Source organism: Rhodococcus sp. T2V (assembly GCF_029269925.1).
Lineage (GTDB): Bacteria > Actinomycetota > Actinomycetes > Mycobacteriales > Mycobacteriaceae > Rhodococcus_F > Rhodococcus_F koreensis.
On record NZ_JARJBD010000016.1, the window covers coordinates 45,113 to 65,405 of the forward strand.

General features: G+C 68.8%; 17 protein-coding genes and 1 riboswitch. Of the genes, 7 read left to right on the forward strand and 10 right to left on the reverse strand.

Annotated features, from left to right (window positions below; all coding sequences use genetic code 11):
• Positions 1-65 precede the first annotated feature (65 nt).
• Positions 66-1,085: an Lrp/AsnC family transcriptional regulator gene (locus P3H15_RS15865; RefSeq protein WP_276138128.1), complete on the reverse strand. Its 1,020-nt coding sequence runs from the start codon at positions 1,083-1,085 to the stop codon at positions 66-68.
• A 141-nt stretch (positions 1,086-1,226) separates the two neighbouring features.
• Between P3H15_RS15865 and P3H15_RS15870 the strand changes: the two genes are divergently transcribed.
• From P3H15_RS15870 to P3H15_RS15880, 3 genes are all read left to right on the forward strand, one after another.
• Entirely contained in the window at positions 1,227-2,702 is a 1,476-nt protein-coding gene (locus P3H15_RS15870; protein ID WP_276138129.1) for an MFS transporter, read from the forward strand.
• A 28-nt stretch (positions 2,703-2,730) separates the two neighbouring features.
• On the forward strand, positions 2,731-3,996 hold the full coding sequence (locus P3H15_RS15875; protein ID WP_276138130.1) for an amidohydrolase: 1,266 nt from the start codon (positions 2,731-2,733) through the stop codon (positions 3,994-3,996).
• A gap of 74 nt (positions 3,997-4,070) precedes the next feature.
• Positions 4,071-6,095, forward strand: coding sequence for an APC family permease (locus P3H15_RS15880; RefSeq protein ID WP_276138131.1), 2,025 nt, complete (start codon positions 4,071-4,073; stop codon positions 6,093-6,095).
• Here the strand turns inward: P3H15_RS15880 and P3H15_RS15885 are convergent.
• Both P3H15_RS15885 and P3H15_RS15890 read right to left on the reverse strand, forming a co-directional pair.
• The gene (locus P3H15_RS15885) at positions 6,064-7,680 is read right to left on the reverse strand and encodes an FAD-dependent monooxygenase (protein WP_276138132.1); all 1,617 of its coding nucleotides are present in this window, start codon (positions 7,678-7,680) and stop codon (positions 6,064-6,066) included. The genes P3H15_RS15880 and P3H15_RS15885 overlap by 32 nt on opposite strands.
• A 102-nt stretch (positions 7,681-7,782) precedes the next feature.
• Positions 7,783-8,547, reverse strand: coding sequence for an ABC transporter permease (locus P3H15_RS15890; protein WP_276138133.1), 765 nt, complete (start codon positions 8,545-8,547; stop codon positions 7,783-7,785).
• A 130-nt stretch (positions 8,548-8,677) separates the two neighbouring features.
• On the opposite strand from P3H15_RS15890, the gene P3H15_RS15895 reads away from it, so the two are divergent.
• Complete coding sequence (locus P3H15_RS15895; protein WP_276138134.1) at positions 8,678-11,002, forward strand: ATP-binding cassette domain-containing protein; 2,325 nt, start codon at positions 8,678-8,680, stop codon at positions 11,000-11,002.
• Here the strand turns inward: P3H15_RS15895 and P3H15_RS15900 are convergent.
• Positions 10,999-11,220 carry a hypothetical protein gene (locus tag P3H15_RS15900; protein ID WP_072943100.1) on the reverse strand — a complete coding sequence of 74 codons (222 nt, stop codon included), beginning with the start codon at positions 11,218-11,220 and terminating at the stop codon, positions 10,999-11,001. The two genes, P3H15_RS15895 and P3H15_RS15900, sit on opposite strands and share 4 nt — an antisense overlap.
• Before the next feature lie 284 nt (positions 11,221-11,504).
• On the opposite strand from P3H15_RS15900, the gene P3H15_RS15905 reads away from it, so the two are divergent.
• The gene (locus tag P3H15_RS15905; RefSeq protein ID WP_276138135.1) at positions 11,505-11,909 is read left to right on the forward strand and encodes a C40 family peptidase; all 405 of its coding nucleotides are present in this window, start codon (positions 11,505-11,507) and stop codon (positions 11,907-11,909) included.
• 80 nt (positions 11,910-11,989) lie between these two features.
• Here the strand turns inward: P3H15_RS15905 and P3H15_RS15910 are convergent, their stop codons facing one another.
• The 4 genes from P3H15_RS15910 to P3H15_RS15925 form a co-directional block, all read right to left on the reverse strand.
• A complete protein-coding gene (locus tag P3H15_RS15910) occupies positions 11,990-12,331 on the reverse strand; it encodes an Lsr2 family protein (protein WP_276138136.1) in 342 nt (113 codons plus the stop codon).
• 187 nt (positions 12,332-12,518) lie between these two features.
• The gene (locus tag P3H15_RS15915) at positions 12,519-13,958 is read right to left on the reverse strand and encodes an SLC13 family permease (protein ID WP_346348782.1); all 1,440 of its coding nucleotides are present in this window, start codon (positions 13,956-13,958) and stop codon (positions 12,519-12,521) included.
• Between the two features lie 84 nt (positions 13,959-14,042).
• Positions 14,043-15,338, reverse strand: coding sequence for an LLM class flavin-dependent oxidoreductase (locus P3H15_RS15920; protein ID WP_276138138.1), 1,296 nt, complete (start codon positions 15,336-15,338; stop codon positions 14,043-14,045).
• Between the two features lies 1 nt (position 15,339).
• Complete coding sequence (locus tag P3H15_RS15925; RefSeq protein ID WP_276138139.1) at positions 15,340-16,104, reverse strand: 3-oxoacyl-ACP reductase; 765 nt, start codon at positions 16,102-16,104, stop codon at positions 15,340-15,342.
• A 49-nt stretch (positions 16,105-16,153) separates the two neighbouring features.
• A riboswitch (TPP riboswitch) is annotated at positions 16,154-16,258 on the reverse strand.
• 73 nt (positions 16,259-16,331) lie between these two features.
• Between P3H15_RS15925 and P3H15_RS15930 the strand changes: the two genes are divergently transcribed.
• On the forward strand, positions 16,332-16,796 hold the full coding sequence (locus P3H15_RS15930; protein WP_276138140.1) for a MarR family winged helix-turn-helix transcriptional regulator: 465 nt from the start codon (positions 16,332-16,334) through the stop codon (positions 16,794-16,796).
• A 2-nt stretch (positions 16,797-16,798) separates the two neighbouring features.
• Positions 16,799-17,221 carry an organic hydroperoxide resistance protein gene (locus tag P3H15_RS15935; protein ID WP_072943091.1) on the forward strand — a complete coding sequence of 141 codons (423 nt, stop codon included), beginning with the start codon at positions 16,799-16,801 and terminating at the stop codon, positions 17,219-17,221.
• 21 nt (positions 17,222-17,242) lie between these two features.
• Here the strand turns inward: P3H15_RS15935 and P3H15_RS15940 are convergent, their stop codons facing one another.
• Together P3H15_RS15940 and P3H15_RS15945 are read right to left on the reverse strand one after the other, a co-directional pair.
• The gene (locus P3H15_RS15940; RefSeq protein WP_276138141.1) at positions 17,243-18,121 is read right to left on the reverse strand and encodes an oxidoreductase; all 879 of its coding nucleotides are present in this window, start codon (positions 18,119-18,121) and stop codon (positions 17,243-17,245) included.
• A gap of 40 nt (positions 18,122-18,161) precedes the next feature.
• The gene (locus P3H15_RS15945; RefSeq protein ID WP_276138200.1) at positions 18,162-20,144 is read right to left on the reverse strand and encodes a CocE/NonD family hydrolase; all 1,983 of its coding nucleotides are present in this window, start codon (positions 20,142-20,144) and stop codon (positions 18,162-18,164) included.
• Positions 20,145-20,293 lie beyond the last annotated feature (149 nt).

A 20,293-nucleotide genomic window follows, 5' to 3' on the forward strand; every position in this document is an offset into this window, starting at 1 on the left:
GTTACTCACTCAACTAACGTGCCAACCCTGCGATCAATTCCCAACGACAACGGATGTGAGCTCGATCATGTAGACGTTCCCGGCCACGGCACGATCTGCATGGGCAACTCGTCCTCGTCGAACACCCGGCCCATGCGTTTGCGGACGCCGAGAACGAGGCAGCGGTCGAGGATGCTGACCGCGGGCAGTTTCTGCTCGACAACGGCTTCGAGCCCTTCCACGTCGGAGAGTGCGCGCAACCACACCGACACCAGAAGATTGGCAGGCCCGGCCACCGACAACACCGTCCGCACCGCGGGCAGCCCGCTCAGGTTGGCGCCGACCCTGACCATCTGGGCGGCGGGAACCCGGAGGAAGTACCACGCGCAGACGGGATACCCCGAGGCCCAGCGCGGCATGTCCGTGCGGAATTCGAACGCGCCCGACGCGAGTGTCGCGCTCAGCCGTTCGCGCGCCCGCCGTGTGGAGGTCCCGAGGGCCTCCGCGACGGTCCGTGTGTTCGCACGACCGTCGCGGGACAGGATGGAGATGATGTCGCGTTCGGCGACCGGCGGACGGGCGAACATCGCCGAGAGCCGGGCGGCGTCCCGGCGCCGGGCAGCGTCGATCGCGCTCGACTCGTCGGCGTCGAGGGCGCGCAGACGCCACTGCGATGCCCCCGAGATCGCGGTGATCACCGGGTGCGTGCGAACGGTGCGGACGTCGGGGATGCCCGAAACGCGGGACACGACGTACCGGTTGAACGCTGTCGGGTCGGGGCAGCCGACGGTGAGGATCAGGTCGCGACCACCCGAGGCGACGTCGACGGACATGCACTCGGTGTCCTGGGACAACTCGGTGATCACCGCGTCGATCGACCCGGCGACGCACTCGACCTCGACGATCGCGCCGCGCGCGGCATCGGACATCGGCGGCTGGGCCGTCACCCAGGCCATGCCCCGTTCGCTCAGCCCGGACCACCGTCGCGCGAGAGTCACCGGGTCGGCCCCGAGGATCGGCCCGAGTTGCGACCACGGCACCCGCGGCCACACCTGCAACGCGTGGATTAGTCGAAGTTCGTCCTCCGTGGGCGTCTTCTCCTGCATATCAGCACCTCCTCAGCGTCAATTTCTGCGCATTTACACCGCAGAAACTCACTCACCCAACACTCGGACGCATCGACTCGGTCGTTTCGCTCATATTGTCATGTCGCCTCGCGGGGCGACCTGCAACATTGGAGGTCACACATGGGAGCACTCCGATCCCCCATCCCCACCGGCGCCGGTTCCGACCGGCGTCTCGGCGCCGCGGCCGGCTTCGTCGGGTTCCTCTTCGCCATGGAACTGTCGAGCGGATTCCTCCAGGCCTGGTTCAGTCCGGTCCTCTCGGCGATCGGCGAGAAGTACTCGGTCGGTCCCGCCGACCTGAACTGGGTGCAGACGAGCTATCTGCTCGCGACCGCGGTCCTCGTGCCGTTGCTCGCCAAGATGGGCGACCAGTACGGACACAAGCGAATGCTCGTCGTCGCGACGGCGATGGTCACGGTCGGCAGCGTCGTGTCGGCGCTCGCCCCGACGTACGGCATCTTCATCCTGGGCCGGGCGATCACCGGCGCACTCGCGGCGTTCCTGCCGCTCGAGTTCGCGATCGTGCGTGAGCGCGCCGGGGAGCAGTCCGGGAAAGCGATCGGGTTGCTGGTCGGCGGGCTCACGCTCGGTGCCAGCGTCGGCGTCGTCCTGTCCGGGGTCCTCGCATCGTTCCTGAATCTCACTGTGCTGCTTCTCGTTCCGGCGGCACTCATGGCGATCGCGCTCGTCGTCGTGGTGTTCTTCGTCCCCGAAACGACGGCGCGCACGTCGGGCCGCCTCGACTGGGCCGGGGCGATTCTCCTGGGGGCGGGACTGGCGTTCGCGTTGTTCGCGATCAGCACGGGCAACAGGTTCGGGTGGACGTCGGGGCCGGTGCTGGGCGGGCTCCTGCTCGGCGGCACGCTTCTCGCCCTGTGGGTGGTGCTCGAGCGGCGGGTGTCCTCGCCGCTGGTGGATTTCGCGATGCTCTCCGGCCGTGCCGGTGTCGGGCTGCCGATCCTGCTCGCGGCCCTGTTCGGTGCCCAGTTGTTCGGCAGCCAGACCCCGATCGCGCTCTTCGTCGGCACCGACCCGGCAGCGGCCGGATTCGGGCTCGGCTTGTCGTCGTCGCTGATCGGGCTGGTTCTCGTGTTCGCGTCGATCGCGGCGTTCGCCGGCACGTTCGTCGGACCGCGGCTCGGTGCGCGGGTCGGCGATGTCACGGCCGTCATCGTCGGCGCTGTCACCGCCGCACTGGGGTACGCCCTGCTCACGGTGCTGCACTCGGACACCGTCAGCGTCCTCGCGTGGCTCGTCGTGTCCGGTCTCGGCAACGGCATCATCATCTCCGCGCTCCCCAACGTGGTGGTGGCACGGGCGCCGCGGGACTCGGTCGGCATCGCATCGGGCCTCTACAACAGTGCCCGCACCGTCGCCGGTGCCATCGCCGGCGCCAGCTTCACGGCGGTGATGTCCGGGTTCACGGCGACGCTCGACAGCGGTTCCGTGATCACGAGTGAGGCGGGGTACCAAGCGGTGTGGGTGATCTGCGGGCTGCTCTCGCTCGCCGTCGCCGGCCTCGCGGTGGTGACCCGCGGACCCGCCGCCGACCACCCTGCGCCCACCGTCACCGCCGTCGCGCCCGCCGAGGCGTGACGACCGTTCCCTCCAGAAAGGAAAGTTCATGACCGACACCGCAATTGCCGGCGACACCGACGTCTCCGGCGGCCCGAACGCAGTAGCCGAGGAATTGAAGCGACGTGTCGAGGACACCGTCCTCGAATGGCGCGACCGCCTCGTCGCCACGAGCCACGACCTGCACGCCCATCCGGAACTCGCGTTCGAGGAACATCGTTCGGCGGCGCTCGTCGCCGACCTGCTCCGCGATGCCGGTTTCGCGGTGGAAGTAGGCGTGTGGGGGCAGGACACCGCACTCGAGGCCGTGTACGGCAGCGGTGAGCTGACGGTCGTGGTGTGCGCCGAGTACGACGCCCTCCCCGGCATCGGGCACGCGTGCGGTCACAACATCATCGCGACTGCCGGAGCGGGGGCGGCGATCGCGTTGTCCCGGGTGGCGGACGAACTCGGCATCCGGGTCAAGCTTCTCGGGACGCCGGCCGAGGAGAAGGGCGCGGGCAAGGCCCACATGCTCGAGGCCGGCGCCTGGGAGGACGCGACGGTGTCGCTGATGGTCCACCCCGGTCCCGGCGTCGTGGTCCCCACGGCGGGGAGCACGTCGCAGTCCCGCGACCGGTTCCGGGTCGAGTTCACCGGGCGGGCGTCGCACGCGGCAGCCGCACCGAGCATGGGGATCAACGCGGGCGACGCGGCCACGGTCATGCAGGTGGCCGTGGGACTGCTGCGGCAGCACCTGCCCGACACCGTGCGCGTCAGCGCCGTCACGCTGTCCGGTGGCGACGTCTCCAACATCATTCCGGCGACCGCGGTCGTCGAGGCCGAGGTGCGATCCTTCGACCTCGCGGAGACCGCCGAACTGAAGAAGAAGGTGCTTGCCTGCGTGGACGGCGCCGCGACGGCCACCGGATGCAGCTACGCCGTCACCCCCGTCGACCCGATCTACGAGCCCCTCGTCCAGCACCCGTTCCTCGCCGACCGTTTCGACGCCGCCCTCGGGCATCGGGGCCGGGTGATGACACCACGCAACGGCGGCGTACTCGGCGGCGGATCGACCGACATGGGCAACGTCTCCCAGGCCCTCCCGTCGATCCACCCGTTGATCGGGGTGATGGGCTCGACGGCCGCGCCGCACACAGCGGCTTTCGCGGCCGACGCGATCTCGCCGGGCGCCGACGACGCCATCGTCGACGGGGCCTACGCCCTGGCCGCGGCGATCGTCGACCTCGCCACCGACGACGAGGCGCGGGCCGAGGTTCTGGAGCGGCAGCGCACCCGGGCACCCGGCGCCACACGCCGGCCTGCGTACGTGTAGCCCTCCGGCGGGGTGCGGCGCGGCCTGAGAGCGAAAACCCGCGCTGCACCCCGCCGCGGTTCTACGCTGAACTGGTGGTGGCTCTCGTTCGAGCGGTCCGGCGGCTGGCTCTGGGACGCCCGCTGCGCAGTGACGATCTCGGCGAGCAGTTGCTGACCAAGCGTCTGGCGCTGCCGATCTTCGCGTCCGACCCGCTGTCGTCCGTCGCGTATGCGACGCAGGAGATCCTGCTGATCCTGTCCCTGGGCGGTCTCGCGTATTTCTATCTCACACCGTATCTGGCGGTCGGGGTGGTGGTGCTTCTCGCGGTCGTCGCCCTGTCGTACCGCCAGGTGGTGTATGCCTATCCCAGCGGCGGCGGCTCGTACGAGGTGGCCACCAAGAACCTCGGCCCGTCCGCGGGCCTGACGGTGGCGTCCGCGCTGCTCATCGATTACGTGATGACGGTGGCGGTGTCGGTCTCGGCGGGCGTCGACAATCTGATCTCGGCGGTGCCCGCGCTGAACACGCACCGGGTGGCGCTGGCCGTGGCGTTCGTGGTGCTGCTGACGGTGATGAACCTGCGCGGGATCCGCGAATCGGGGACCACGTTCGCCTTCCCGACGTACGGGTTCATCGCCGGTGTGATGATCCTGATCGTGACGGGGTTCATCCGCGTCGCGGCCGGTTCGACGCCCGTCGCCGAAAGCGCCGGCTACACCATCGAACCGGAACTGTCCGGGCTGACCGGTCTGGCCCTCGTGTTCTTCGCGCTGCGCGCGTTCTCGTCCGGATGTACCGCGCTGACGGGGGTCGAGGCCATCTCCAACGGGGTGCCCGCGTTCCGTAAACCGAAGAGCGCCAACGCCGCGAAGACCCTCATGGCGATGGCGGCGACGGCCATCGTGATGTTCGCGGGAATCACCGCGCTGGCCATCGTCACCAAGGTGCACGTCGCGGTGAACCCGTGCGATCTGATCGGGTTCGCCGGAAACTGCGAGACCGACCCGCAGCGCACCGTCATCGCCCAGATCGCGGCCGCGGTGTTCGGCGGCACCACCAACTTCGGCTTCTTCTACGTGCAGGCCGCGACCGTGCTGATCCTCGTGCTCGCCGCGAACACCGCGTACAACGGCTTCCCGCTGCTCGCGTCGGTGCTCGGCCGCGACCGTTACCTTCCCGTCCAGCTCAACACCCGCGGCGACCGGTTGGCGTTCAGCAACGGCATCGTGCTCCTCGCGGTGACGGCGGGCGGACTGATCGTCCTGTTCCACGCGTCCGTCACCCACCTCATCCAGCTGTACATCCTCGGCGTGTTCACGTCCTTCACCCTCAGCCAGGCGGGCATGGTCCGGCACTGGAACGGTGTGCTGGCAACCGAATCCGACTCCCGCGAACGGCGACGCATCCACGGCAGGCGGGCGCTCAACGGCACCGGCGCCCTCCTCACCGGCACCGTCCTGGTCATCGTCACGATCACGAAATTCACCCAGGGCGCCTACCTGGTGGTCATCGCGATGCCGATCCTGTTCTTCCTGATGCGCGGGGTGCGCCGGCACTACGACCGGACCGCGGCGCTCCTCGTCGTCGACGAGGACAGCTTCACCCTCCCCTCCGCGGTGCACACCATCGTGCTGGTGTCCGTGCTCAACAAACCCACCGCACGCGCCCTGGCGTACGCCCGCGCCACCCATCCGACGACGCTCGAGGCCGTCACCGTGCTGGGCGCCGACACCACGACACTGCAGCGGGAGTGGGAGAAATACGAGATTCCGGTGCCGCTGAAGGTCCTCGAATCGCCCTACCGGGAAGTCACCGGCCCCATCGTGGGATACGTGAAATCCGTCCGGAAACGGATTCCCGGCGGAGTCGTCACCATCTTCATCCCCGAGTACGTGGTCGGTCGCTGGTGGGAACACCTGCTGCACAACCAGAATGCGCTACGCCTCAAGGGCCGGTTGCTGTTCACGTCCGGGGTGATGGTCACGAGCGTGCCGTGGCTGCTCGATTCGGCGACCCGGGCCGGGGCACCGCTCGGCAAGCCCGCGCCGGGTGACATCCGGCGCGGCCTGCCCACGACCGTCGAACTCAGCGGAAAGTCGGCTTCAGATACTCGGTGAGGCCGTCGACGGCGACCGGACTCTGCCGGAATCCCAGATAGCCGTCCGGACGGACGACGAACGCGGCGGAACCCTCGGCGCCGTAGGCGCGGGCGAACTCGCCGTCGCGATCCCGGATCAACGGCAGCACCGTTTCTCCGACCTCGGCGGCGGGCGACGCGACGAGATACGTGTCGACGAGTCCGCCGGTCGCCGCGTCCACCGACGTCGCGGCGGCCTCGAGCAGTTCGAGCCCGCGCGCGTCGACCGAGTCGTCGGCGTACAGGAGCAGCGTGTGGTTCGGTCCCGCGAGGAGCGTGAACAGCCGGAGGGGAAACGCGACGGTGGTGCGGGTCAGCCCGCGGGCGTCCGGCGCCCGGCTGCCGGGCGCAAGGCCCGCATTCGACGCCGGTCGGCCGACGATCGGACTGTCCGCGTAGCTGATGAGCAGTTGCGCCTCGCGGCGGATCACGTAGTCGGGATCCGAAGACCCCGCCCCGATCCCCTCCCGGGCGCTGCGCACGGTGCGTCCCACCACCTCCTCCCCGACCGGACGCCGTTCGGCGTCGTAGCTGTCCAGCAGATCGGGGGCCGCGGCACCGGACACCGCCAGCGCGACCTTCCACGCCAGGTTGTGGGCGTCCTGGATGCCGGTGTTCATGCCCTGCGCACCGGTCGGCGGATGGATGTGCGCCGCGTCGCCCGCGACGAACACCCGTCCGCGACCGTACGAGTCGACGATGCGGTGGCTGATTCGGAAGACGGACGACCAGCGAAGGTTCGACGCCCGCGTCGGCTGGGGCGACAGCCGGTCGAGCACGGCCTGGATGTGGCTCAGCTCGGGTGCCGGTCCGGCCTCGAATCCGTGCGCGATCTTGTCGGCCGCGGGAGTTCCGGTGCCGGCGAGGTCGCTGGGCACCAGCATCGACATCCGGTAGCGGCGGCGCCCGGGCAGCGGGATGCACACGAGCAGGTCGTCGGTCTCGCCGTCGGTCTGATGCATCGACCGGATTCCGTAGCCGCGCGGCATCGCCCAGTCGACCTCGACGTCGCCGAGCATGTACTGCTCGACGAACGCACCGCCCTCGAAGGTGAGGCCGAGGCCCTTGCGGACCACGCTGTGGGCGCCGTCGCAGCCGAAAAGGTACTGGGTTCGGACGGTTTCGTCGCCGTCCGCCCCGGTGACCGTGGCGACGACGCCGTCATCGTCCTGCTCGAACGCCGTCAGTCTCCTTCCGCGTTCGATCGTGGTGCCGAACGTGGCCAGGTGCCCGGTGAGGATGCGTTCGGTCTCGTACTGGGGCAGCCCGATGAATTCGAACGGGATGTCCGCCGGGAGCGACAGGTCCATTCGGGCGACCTCGTCGCCGTTGACGTACACGATCTGCCCGAGCATCTCGATCGACGCGTCCAGGATGTTCCGGAGCACACCCATGCTCTCGAACACCTCGAGGGTGCGCGGCTGGATTCCCACCGCCTTCGCGTACTGCGGCGGCTCGAGCAGCGGATCGATGATGCGGCAGGCGACGCCGCGCCTGCGCAGTTCGATCGCCGCCGTCAGACCGACAGGACCCGCTCCGACCACCAATACCTCGGGAAGCACCACGCGACACCGCCTCGTCAGCAGGGACCGACCACCGCCCAGTATGCGGGACCGGCCACGGGATCGACCGGGGTTCGGGCCAGACCGAGGCAGTAGCCGGAGATTTCAGGTGGGCACGGCGTGCGCTCGCGGCCGGCGGACGGCCTCCCTGGCCACCAGTTCGATCGTCACGGCCACCGCGCAGGTCTGCGCGAGCAGCAGCCCCACCAGTACGAGGATCTGGACGGCGCCGGCCTGAACGGCGGACCCGCTCGCGAGCAGCACCCCGACGAACGCCCCCGGCAGGGTGACCAGCCCGACGGTCCGGGTCTGGTCCAGCCCCGGAAGCAACGCGTCCGAGGCGGCGGACCGGACCACTTCCAGGCGGGCGTCGCGGACGCTGAGTCCGAGACTGAGCCCCGCCTCCACCTCACCCCACCGCTGTTCGACCGCATCGAGCCCGCGCCGCGCCGCGAGGGAGGTGGCCGTCATCGCGCCGCCGAGCACGATCCCGCCGACCGGAACGAGAGCGACACCCTCGAGCGGAACCACCCCGCTCACCAGCATCAACGGCAGAACGGTGCCCACTCCCGCCGCGAGCGACAGCGCCAGCCACCAGGCGGACCGCCCGGCCTTCGCGCGACGAGCGGACGTCGCCACCGCCGCCGCGAACATGACGACCAGCACGAGGACCGAGGACCACAGCTGAGCGAGAGCGGCGGCCAGGATCAGGGACACCGCGGCGAGCTGGGCGGCGCCCCGGATCGCCGCGGCGGGCACGGTCAGGGGACTACCGAGTCGGGTGAAGCGGTAGACCACGGCCGCGCACACGACCATCACCGTGCACAGCACGGCCAGTCCGACACCGGGATTCGCCAGGGACGTACTCACCCGGCCCAGTGTTCCTCACTCACGGCCCCGGTTCGGGAGTACCCGTTCTGCCCACGCGGCCCGGGGAGTGCGTGCGACCATGGAGGAGTCGACGCTCTACGCCCGATGACGCTGACCGGAGGCCGTGGCGATGGACGACCGGGCGAACACAGCTCACCCGCGGGTCGTGGTCGAGACCCAACACGGCCGCACGAGCCACAGCGCGGGCAAAACCGTACGCATCGGCCGGGATCCGCAGCTGGAGGTCACGATCGTCGACCCCGTGGTGTCGCGCGAACATGCGCAGCTCACCTGGGACGACGGCTGGCAGCTCGTCGACTCCGGCAGCAAGAACGGGATCTATGTCGACGGTGAGCGCCGCGAGAACGTCCCCGTCACGAGTCCCGTCCGCGTCCGCCTGGGTGACGCGACCGAGGGCCCGGTAGTCCGGATCTCGGTCGAGGATCCGGACGCGACGCGACAGGACGTGGGCGCCCGATGGGACGAGTCGACGATCAGCGTCGGGACACCCCGCCCCCCGGCCGAGCCACCGCACGAGGAGACTCCGGCGGGATCACTCACGGTGGGGCGGTCACCCGACAACGACATCGTCGTCCGGGACGTGCTGGCCTCACGCCATCACGCCATCGTCCACCACGTGCCGTCCGGCCTCGAGATCGACGACCTGGGGAGCGTCAACGGAACGTTCGTCGGCGGCGCCCGGGTGTCGCGCGCGTACTTGACCGACGGCGACGTCGTCACGATCGGCAACACCGATTTCGGCGTCCGGGACGGGCAACTCGTTCCCCGCCGGGTGGTCGCCCCGACCGCGGGCGGTCTGCGCGTGGACGGCGTCGGACTCACCATCGAAGGCGGGCGACGCCTGCTCGAGGACGTCACGTTCACCGCCCAGCCGGGCAGTCTCACCGCCGTGATCGGCCCCTCCGGCGCGGGCAAGACCACGGTGGCCACCATCATCTCCGGGTCGGAGCGTCCGACGGAGGGTGTGGTCGAATTCGAGGGACGCAGCGTGCACGCCGAATACCAGGTGCTGCGCTCCCGCATCGGGATGGTTCCCCAGGACGACGTCGTGCACCGCCAGCTGACCATCCGTCAGGCACTCGGCTACGCGGCGGAGCTGAGACTGCCGCCGGACACCAGCCGAGAGGACCGCGAGGAGGTGATCGCGACGGTCCTCGACGAACTGCAACTGACCGAACACGCCGACACGAGAGTCGACCGGCTGTCCGGCGGACAACGCAAACGCGCGTCCGTCGCGATGGAGTTGCTCACCGGCCCGTCCCTGCTGATCCTCGACGAGCCGACGTCGGGCCTCGACCCCGCGCTCGACCGGCAGATCATGGCGACGTTGCGCCGGCTGGCCGACTCGGGCCGCGTCGTCGTCATCGTCACCCATTCGCTGTCGTACCTCGAGATGTGCGATCAGGTGCTGCTCCTCGCACCGGGCGGCAAGACCGCGTACGTGGGCCCGCCGGACCGGGTCGGGGCGGCGCTCGGCAGCACCGACTGGGCCGACATCTTCGCCCGGGTCGCGGCCGACCCCGACGGGGTGTTCGCCGACTACCGCGCCACCCGCCCGTCGGTGGAGGCGCCGGCCCCGAGCCCGCCGGGACCGCTCGGCAGTCCGGCGCACACCTCGCGGCGCAAGCAATTGAGCACCGTCGCCCGCCGCCAGGCGCGGCTGATCCGCGCCGACCGCGGGTACCTGATCTTCCTGTCCCTGCTGCCGTTCGTGCTCGGCGGGCTGGCCGTGCTCGTGCCCGGCGACACCGGGTTCGGCCCGTCCGGCCTCGACGAATCCGGCGAACTCACCCAGATCCTGGTCGTGCTGATCCTCGGCGCCGCCTTCATGGGATGCTCACTGACCATCCGTGACCTGGTCGGCGAGCGCATGATCTATCACCGCGAACGTGCCGCCGGGCTGCTCCCGTCCGCCTACCTGACGGCGAAGATCGTCGTGTTCTGCGCCGCCGCGATCGTGCAGTCGGTGATCATGGTGGTGATCGTGTTCGTGGGCAAGGGTTTTCCGGGCCGGGGCAGCCTGATTCCCTCCGGCTCCGTCGAACTGATCGTGGACATCGCCGTCACCACCTGCTCCTGCGTCCTCGTCGGTTTGGCGTTGTCTTCGGTGGCGCGCTCCAACGAGCAGGTGATGCCGATGCTGGTGGTCACGATCATGGTGCAGCTGGTGATGTGCGGAGGATTGATCACCATCACCGGACGCAAAGTCCTCGAACAGCTGTCGTGGCTCTTCCCGTCCCGCTGGGGGTTCGCGGCCGCCGCCTCGACGGTGGACCTGCGCACCAACGCCACCGGCACCGAGCCCGACACACTGTGGCAGCACGCCGCGTCGTGGTGGCTGCTCAGCATCGCCATGCTGGTGCTCATCAGCTGCGTGCTCGGGGTCGTCACCTACGCCCGGCTGCGGCTGCGCCGTTCCCGCCGTGCCGGCTAGCTCAGTTCGACGACTGTCCCCAGGTCGTGCACGTGCTCCCGGTCCGAATGTTCGGGGTCCGGCGTGATGTCGCCGCGCGCTGTGTGAGCCATCGTTCTCGCCTCGCCCGCGACGAAGGCGACCGGTACGGCCACGGCAACGGACAGGAGGGCGGCTCCAGCGTCGAACGCCAGCCGCGCGACGCCGAGGGCACAGTTCGCGGTTTGTCGGATCGTCATCGTCCGCCTTCCTCCATCCCAGCCCACAGGACGCAGCGGACCACTCCTCTTTGCTTAATTATTACCTGTCGACGTTAATTGGGGCATGCACTACTCGCGAGTACCAAACCGACCAGATCGCATAATTTTGTCGCCGGACCGCGAACCCGGCGACACATGACAGGAAGACAGGCACATATCCAGGTAATTCGGCCGGTGCGTCCGGCCCGTGTCGGGGCCACCCTGTAATCAGAGCGCGCCCCGCAGACGCGACACCACACCGAGCGCACGGGAGTACCGACGGCATGAACCCCCACACCGGAAACCACGGACTTCACCTGGTTCAGACGTTTCGCGCCGATCCGGTACGGCCGGGACGCCACGCCCTGCGCGCCGCCACCACCAGAATCGGCATCGCCTGCACCCGCGGCGCCGGCGACCACAGCGCCTTCGACAGCTCCGGCCTCGTCCAGTGGGCGTACAAACAGGCGGGCATATCGGTTCCGCGCACCACCCACGAGCAACTCCTGCACGGAACCGCCGTCGACCGGGACGACCTGCAGCCCGGTGACGTCGTCCTCTTCTACGGGGGCGGCCACGCCGGGATCTACGCGGGTAACGACACCGTCGTCCACGCTCCCGCCCCGGGGCGACCGGTCACGCGAGTAGCCTTGAACTCCATGACGTTTCACGCAGCGCGACGGTACTGACGGCTGCGTCCGAAGACCGCCCCCAGCCGGCCCGGTCGGGGGCGGCTGGGGGCGTTCGACCACCAAGCGACGACGCGGTCTCAGTGCGCCGCGTTGTACGCTTCCTCGATCTGGGCGGGAATACGTCCGCGCGCGGACAACTCATAGCCCTGCGCCGTCGCCCATTCCCGGATTTCCTTCGCCTGCCCCCGCCCCTGCGACGGATCCACCGCAGTGGTCGACCGGCGCTTCCTTCCCCCGACCCGGGTCGCATGCTCGATGTAGAACTCGAGAGTCTTGTGGAATTCCCTGGCGTTCTTGAGCTTCAGATCGATCTCGTAGTCGACGCCGTCGACTGAGAACGGAATGGTCTCCCCCTTACCGCTCTTGATCGGAGTTCCGTCGATGTCGTCGATGCGTTCGACAACAACTTTGCGCGCCACAGTTCCACTCCTTCATCGTCGATAACCCGGGGAACACTACGTCGAAGTATTGTTCACCTGCCAATCCCCGACAGAGTTTTCGAACTGCGGGTTCCGGCGCCGACCGGAGCGGCGAAGGTGGCGCAACCCCCGAGGGGCCCGCCACCGACGCCGACTCCGGCGATCAGGTCACCGGGGGAGGACTAGGTCACCAGGGGATCTGCCCGAGGACCACACCGACCACCAGCATCGACAGCGACACCAGCGCCGCGCGCCACAGCACCTTCTTGTGGTGGTCCGCCAGCGGGACACCCGCCAGGGTGACGAGCAGGAGGATGGCCGGGACGAGGGGGCTCTGCATGTGGAACGTCTGGCCGGTGATGGAGGCGCGGGCCATCTCGACCGGCTCGATGCCGTACGTGGACGCCGTCTCGGCGAGCACGGGCATGACGCCGAAGTAGAAGGCGTCGTTGCTCATGAAGAACGTGAACGGCAGGCTCAGGATGCCGGTGATGACGGCCAGGTGCGGTCCGAGCGCGGCGGGGATGATCTCGAGCAGCCACTGCGCCATCGCCTCGACCATTCCGGTGCCCTGGAACACGCCGGTGAGTACGGCCGCGGCGAACACCATCGCGACGACGGAGACGATGCTCGACGAGTGCCGGGTGATCGCTTCCTGCTGTTCCTTGACCCGCGGGAAGTTCACGGTCAGCGCGATCGCCGCGGCCACCATGAACAGCACCGGAATCGGCAGCACGTCCATCACGAGCACGACGAGCAGCGCCACGGTCACGAGCATGTTGAACCACAACAGCTTCGGTCGCAGCGTGGGCCGCTGGGGGTCGAGGCCGTCGACGAAGCCCTGGCCGTCGTCCGAACCGGCGTCGCCGGAACCGCCACCCGTCCGAGGTGCGTCACCGCTGCCACCGGAGCCCGAGCCGGAGCGGCGGAGGCCGGAGCCGGCGGAGACGAGGAGGCGCTCGTCGGTGAGCTCGAGTGAGCCGATGCGGCGGCGTTCGCTGTAGCCGAGCTGCACGGCGAACAGCAGCACGACGACGAGTCCGACCACGAGCGACGGGATCATCGGGACGAACACGTCGGACGGCGAGATGCCCAGCGCCGAGGCGGCCCGAACCGTCGGTCCACCCCACGGGACGATGTTCATCGCACCGTTGGCCAGGCCGGCGACCACCGTGAGCACGACGGGGCTGACCTTCAGCTTCATGTACAGCGGCAACAGCGCGGACGTCACGATGATGAACGTCGTGGATCCGTCACCGTCCAGAGACACCACCATCGCGAGGACCGCGGTGCCGACGACGAGCCGCATGGGGTCGTTGCGGACGAGCCGGAGGATGAGTTTCACCAGCGGGTCGAACAGGCCGACGTCGATCATGATCCCGAAGAAGATGATCGCGAAGAACAGCAACGCGGCCGTGGGGGCCAGCGATTTGATCCCGTCGGTGATCATGTCGCCGATGCCGAGACCCGCCCCGGCCGCGATGCCGAATGCGACCGGGACGGCGATCAGCCCGACCACGGGAGTGGCCCGTTTGGACATGATCAAGAACATGAACACGGCCACCATCAGAAAGCCGAGTGCTACCAGCATTGCCACTCCTCGTCCGAGCTTGCACCGCGATGTGATCGCGATAACAGCCAGTGTCGGGGGGAGGGACGCTCACAGTCACTGTTGCGTACTTAGAGAAGGTTGTGTTCTTTGTGGTGGCAACTATCGGCGACCCCGGAGATGGTCGCGCAGGGTCGCTGTCTCATACTCCGCGCGGAACAGCCCCCGCCGCTGCAGGACGGGGACGACCTCGTCGACGAAGTCCGCGAGCCCGTTCGGGTAGAGCGGCGGCATCAGGTTGAAGCCGTCGGCGCCGCCGCCGCGGAACCACACCTCGATCTCGTCGGAGATCGATTCCGGGGTGCCGATCATGGTGCAGTGCCCGCCGCCTGCCGCCAACGTGCCCAGCAGCGACCGCACAGTGGGACGGTCCTTCTCGATGATCCGCAGGATCGTGTCGTACCGACCCTGCGGTCCGGTGAACTCCGACAGCGGCGGCAGCGCGGGAACGGGTGCGTCCAATTCCCATGCGCTGCAATCCTGCTGGACGAACATCGACAACTGCGCCAGCGACTGTTCGACGGGCAGGAGCGCGTCGAGTTCCGCCTTCTTCCTGCGCGCCTCCTCGGTGGTCGAGCCCACGTAGGTGACGAGACCGGGCATCACGGTCACCGCGTCGGCGTCGCGGCCCGCGGCACGGATGCGCCGCTTCACGTCGCCGTAGTAACTCTGCGCGGCCGTGAGGTCGTAGGCGACGGCGTAGATGCCCTCGGCGCACCGGGCGGCCAGGTCGCGGCCCTGATCGGACGCGCCCGCCTGGAACAGCACCGGACGGCCCTGCGGCGAGTGCGGCACGGTCAGCGGGCCGTCGACGAGGAAATGCTTGCCCCGATGCCCGACCGGGTTCACCTTGGCCGGATCGGCGAAGAGCCCCTCCCGGTCGAGGACGAGCGCGTCGGGCTCCCACGAATCCCACAGTGCGAGTGCCACGTCGACGAATTCCGCGGCCCGCGAGTAGCGGTCGTCGTGCGGCGGCATCTCCTCGAGACCGTGATTGCGGGCCTCGGCGTCGAACATCGACGTCACCACGTTCCAGCCGGCGCGGCCGCCGCTGATGTGGTCGAGCGACGCCAGCATCCGCGCGGCGTGGAACGGGGTGTAGAACGTGGTGGACACGGTCGTCACGAGACCGACCCGCTCGGTCGCCCGCGCCATCGCGGACAGCGCGGTGAGCGGTTCGAGGAACCACATGCCCCCGGACGCGGGGTCGCGCACCGAATGCCCGTCGGCGAAGAACACCGCGTCGAGGCAACCCCGCTCCGCGGTCTGCGCCAGTTCCTCGTAGTAGGCGATGTCACTGAGCCGCTCCACCTGCGAGGCGGGGTGCCGCCACGCGGCGCCGTGGTGCCCGCAGCCGAAGAGGAACGCGTTGAAGTGCAGTTGCCGGGCGTCGCTCATGTCAGTCCTTGACCAGTCCGCCGTCGACGACGAGATTCTGGCCGGTCACCGAACGCGACCACGGAGACGCGAAGAACAGGACCGCGTCGGCGAACTCGTCCGGGGTGGTGACCCGCTGCAGCGGAGTGCTCGCCGCGATGAGGTCGAACACCTCGTCGGGGGTGGCGGCGCTCGCGTCGGTGGTGCGCAGCAGTCCGCCCGAGACCATGTTGACGGTGATGCCGTCGGGCCCGAGGTCGGCGGCGAGCGTGCGGGTCAGCGACAGCGCCGCGGCCTTGGCGGCGGTGTAGTCGTGGTACGGGACGACGGGGTTCTGGAACAGGTTGGTCCCGACGTTCACGATGCGGCCGAACCCGAGCGCGCGCATGCCCGGCAGCGCGGCCTGCGTGGTGTTCAGGGTCGCCTGCACGCTGCCGCGCAACTGCGAGTCGAAGGCCTCCCACGTGATGACGTCCGCCTTGTCGCGTGCGTCGCCGTTGAAGGAGAAGTCGGCGAGGGCGTTGTTGATCACCGTGGTCACCGGCGATCCGAAGTGCTCTTCCGCGGCGGCGAACAGCGCAGCCACCTGCGCGGCATCGGTGACGTCGGCCCGGAGCGCGACCGCGCGGTCCGCGCCCAGGGAAGCCGCGAGCTCCTCCGCCGCTTCCCGGCTGTTGCGGTAGTTCACGACCACCCGCGCGTGCTGCGCCGCGAACGAGCGCACGATGGCGGAACCGAGGCCCCGGCCACCGCCGGTCACCAGGACGATCTGCTTGTCGAGCTGCATTGCTGTCACCTTCCGATCGGTCGGCGACGAGACATCGGATGAGCGCATACGGCCGTCTCCGCGACATCCCTTCGCCGGCATTACCCAGTTCAGGTTCGACGGGTGTCTTCTCAGCCGCCCGGATCTTCGCCGGGCAGCACCCCGTGTCACTGGCCAACAGTGTAAGGGCAACCACCACAATTCCCATTTTGGTTGTACACAACCTAGTTGTGTGCAATTATTCAGGGGTGACCGACAACCTCGCCCTCGACCGCCAGGTGTGCTTCGCGCTGTACTCGGCCTCCCGGGCCATGACGGCGCGATACCGGTCGATGCTCGACGCGCTGGGCGTGACCTACCCGCAGTACCTCGTGCTGCTCGTGCTCTGGGAACGGGACGGCCGCGGGGTGCGTGAGATCTGCGACGCCCTCGATCTCGACACCGGCACCCTGTCGCCATTGCTCAAGCGGCTCGACGCGCTGGGGCTGGTCGAACGCAGGCGTTCGTCGGCCGACGAACGCCGGGTCGGGATCCACCTCACCGAGAAGGGGGCGAGCCTCCGCGCCGCCGCGGAGGGCATCCCCACCGAACTCGCCCGCTCGACGGGCATGAGTGTCGACGAGCTCGTCGCCCTGCGCGACACCCTGGCGCGCCTCACCGAATCGCTCCACAGTTTCGCAACCCCTACAGAAACCCCTACAGGAGAGAAGTAACCATGAAGATCGTCTACACCGCCGAAGCCCTCGCAACCGGGGAAGGCCGCAACGGCCACGCCCGCACGTCCGACGGCCGGCTCGACCTGAACCTCGCCATCCCCACCGAGATGGGCGGGTCCGGCGACGGCACCAACCCCGAGCAGCTGTTCGCCGCCGGATACGCGGCCTGCTTCCACTCCGCACTCCAGTTGGTCGGCCGTCAGGCCGGGGCGAACATCGCCGACTCCGCCGTCGGCGCCCGCGTCGGGATCGGCTCCACGGACGGCGGCGGATTCGGCCTCGCCGTCACGCTCGAGGTGTCGCTCCCCCACCTGCCGCGCGCGGAGGCACTCGAACTGACGGAGAAGGCACATCAGGTGTGCCCGTACTCCAACGCCACCCGCGGCAACGTCGACGTCACCCTCGAGGTCACCGAAGACTGAGACACCCGCGCGGGCGTCGGGTCACCCGAACTTGTACTCGACGCCCGTCAGGTCCTCCGACAGCGACCACAGCCCCTTCGCGGTCTGCTCGTCCCGCGACTTCTTGTTGGAGCCCACCACCTTCGGGTGGCCACGCTGCTCGAACAGGCCGTCCGGCCCGATGTAACTTCCGCCGATCACGCCGGGGGCGGTGGCCGCGAACAACATCGGCAGCGCCCCCATCTCCGCCGACTGCGCGAAGATCCGGTTCCCGACCGCCATCAGCTTGTCCTGCACCGACTCGGTGTGCGCCTGCAGATTGGTCGACGCGTAGCCGGGGTGCGCGGCCACCGCCGTGACGGGGGATCCCGCCGCCGCGAGCCTGCGCTGCAATTCGTACGTGAACAGCAGATTCGCGAGTTTCGACTGCCCGTACGCGCTCCAGCGGTTGTACTTGCGGTGTTCCCAGTTGAGATCGTCGAGATGGATCGTTCCCGCCTGATGTGCCGCACTCGACATCGTGGCGACCCGATCGGTGATCTTGCCGAGCAGCAGTCCGGTCAATGCGAAATGCCCGAGATGATTTGTGCCGATCTGCATTTCGAATCCATCGGCCGTCTTGCGCTGCGGAACTGCCATCACCCCGGCATTGTTCACGAGCACGTCGACGGAATCGACGCCGGCGGCGAACTCGCGCACCGATGCGAGGTCGGACAGGTCGAGACGGCGCACCTCGGCGTTGTCGCCGATCGACCGCGCGACCACCTCACCCTTGTGGGTGTTGCGGCAGGCCAGCACGACGTGGGCTCCCGCCTTGCCCAGGGCCCGCGCGGCCACCTCCCCCAGACCACTGTTGGCGCCCGTGACGACGAACGTACGGCCGCTCTGATCGACGATGTCCAAAGCTGTCCACTTGGTCATGCCGTCAACCCTACGGATCTCGGGACGCGGCGTGAACCCGTCACCACGTCTGCGCCCCGACCAGCGGCAGATTGAGGAAACTCGGCCGGTCCGGCGACAACGCCACGTGCTGCGGCTTCAGCTGACTGTCCGCCAGAATCGGTCCGAGGGGCAGATACCGGGGAACGCTGCCCGCGTACACGTCGACGCGCAACCGGTGACCCGGCGCGAGGACCGCGTCGGTGGGCACGAAGTTGATGTCGACCGGTGTCACTTCACCCGGAACCAGCGGCTGCCGCGCGGCCACCGTCAGAGAGTGGTGCGGTTCGGTGTAGTCGCCGTTGGCCGACCTGGTGCTCTTCGAATCGTCCACCGCCCGCATCGAAGCGGTGAGCGCACCGTTGGTGAGCGCGGTCGACGTGCCGTCCGGTGCGACGTCGTTCAGCGTCACCGCCCAGAATCCGTCCGGCGCGTCGAGCACGGTTTCGAGGTGCAGGTTGACCGGACCCGACAGTTCCGTCGGCTGCGTGACGGGGGCGCTGGTGAACGTCAGGCCCTCGGCCTCGTTGAAGCGGGAGTCCTTGCTGCACACCGATCCGAAGACGACGGCCGCGCCGGCGGTGCCCTGCGTTCCGTCGCGGGAGCAGAGCCCGCGGAGTCCGGGTGCGACGGTGAGTTGCGCCGTGTCGCCGGGTTTCGCCGGCACCAGGCTGCCGTCGTGGGCGGCGTGCCCGGCGGTGCCGCTGGGGGCACCCGACAGGTACATCCGCTGGTAGTCGACACCGGCCCGCGGGAACTGATCGGTGGTGGTCCAGCCGTTGCCCTGCTGGTACAGCGTGACCGGACCGTACTCGTCGATGCCGTTGTCGATGCCCTTCAGCCACTTGTCGAACCATGCGCGTTCGAGGACGTCGAGTCGCGGCGGCGCACCCGGCTCGCCGAAGCCGCCCCCGAACGAGACGTGGTAGGCGTCGCTCATGATCAGCTGCTTCTCCCCGGCGGGCAGCGGAATGTCGTTGTAGACCCGCGGTTCGCTGTTCGCGAAGATGTCGTGCCAGGCGCCGTAGAGCATGGTCGGCACGTCGATGTTCTCCGCCCGTGCCTTCCGCTCCTCGTAGAACTGGCCGTCCTGCGCCACCCGCAGCGTGCCGGAGTCGAGATCGCCGATCTGCGACGCGGTCATCGCCTGGATGAGTGCGGGGAACAGGGTCAGCGGATCGCGCAACCGGTCCTGCAGCCACCGCTCGTCGAAGTTCCCCTGAGCCAGCGACCGGACGTCGGGAACGAACTTGAGACCGTTGACCAGTGACAGCCACAGCGGCATGAATCCCACGCCGAGACCACCGCCCGTCCCGACGATGTCGCGGAGCAGGTCGTTGCCCGGTTCGGTGGGGAAGATCGCCTTCAACGCCGGTGGCCGATGCCCCGCGGCCTGCAGCGAATTGATTCCCGAGTAGGACACGCCCGCCATTCCGACCTTGCCGTCGGACCACCCCTGCCTGCTCATCCAGTCGATGATCTCGACGGAGTCCTGCTGCTCGAGCGGACCGAGCGCCTGCCATTCGCCCTGCGAGAAGCCGGTGCCGCGCGCATCGACCACCACCTGGGTGTATCCGTTCCGGACGAGGTCGCGGTTGACGCCGAAGACGCGCATCCCACCGCCGGTGAGCACCTTCGACAACTCGCCGACGCCGTCGAACGGCGTTCCCGCGAGATCGAAGGAGTTCACGAGGTCGACGACCGTGTGCTCCAGTCCCGGCACCGCGAACACGGAATCGACGACGTTGCCGACCAGCTTCGTGTACGGCGTGACATTGAGGACCGATGGCATCTTCGTGTCGATCGGCGTGCCCGAGGCGTCCGCGGGGCGATAGACGTTGGCTTTCAACACCGTTCCGTCGCTCATGGTGATGGGAACGTCCCAGTCGATCGCGATCACCGGATATTTGGGCGGGGCGTCGACCGCGGCGTTCCACGCGGCGCCCGCCACTCCCCCCGTCGGATCCGCCGACGCCGTCACCGCCGGAACGACAGCGAGACCCATCGCCACCGCAAGAGCAACTGCCACCGCACCCGGACGAAACGCCCGTCGACGCACGATCACCACGACCCCCGTGAAAATCCTCCGATGACGCGCCTCAGCGACCATCAGGGTGGCCCGCGTCACAAACTTACCGGATAGTAACCATGAGT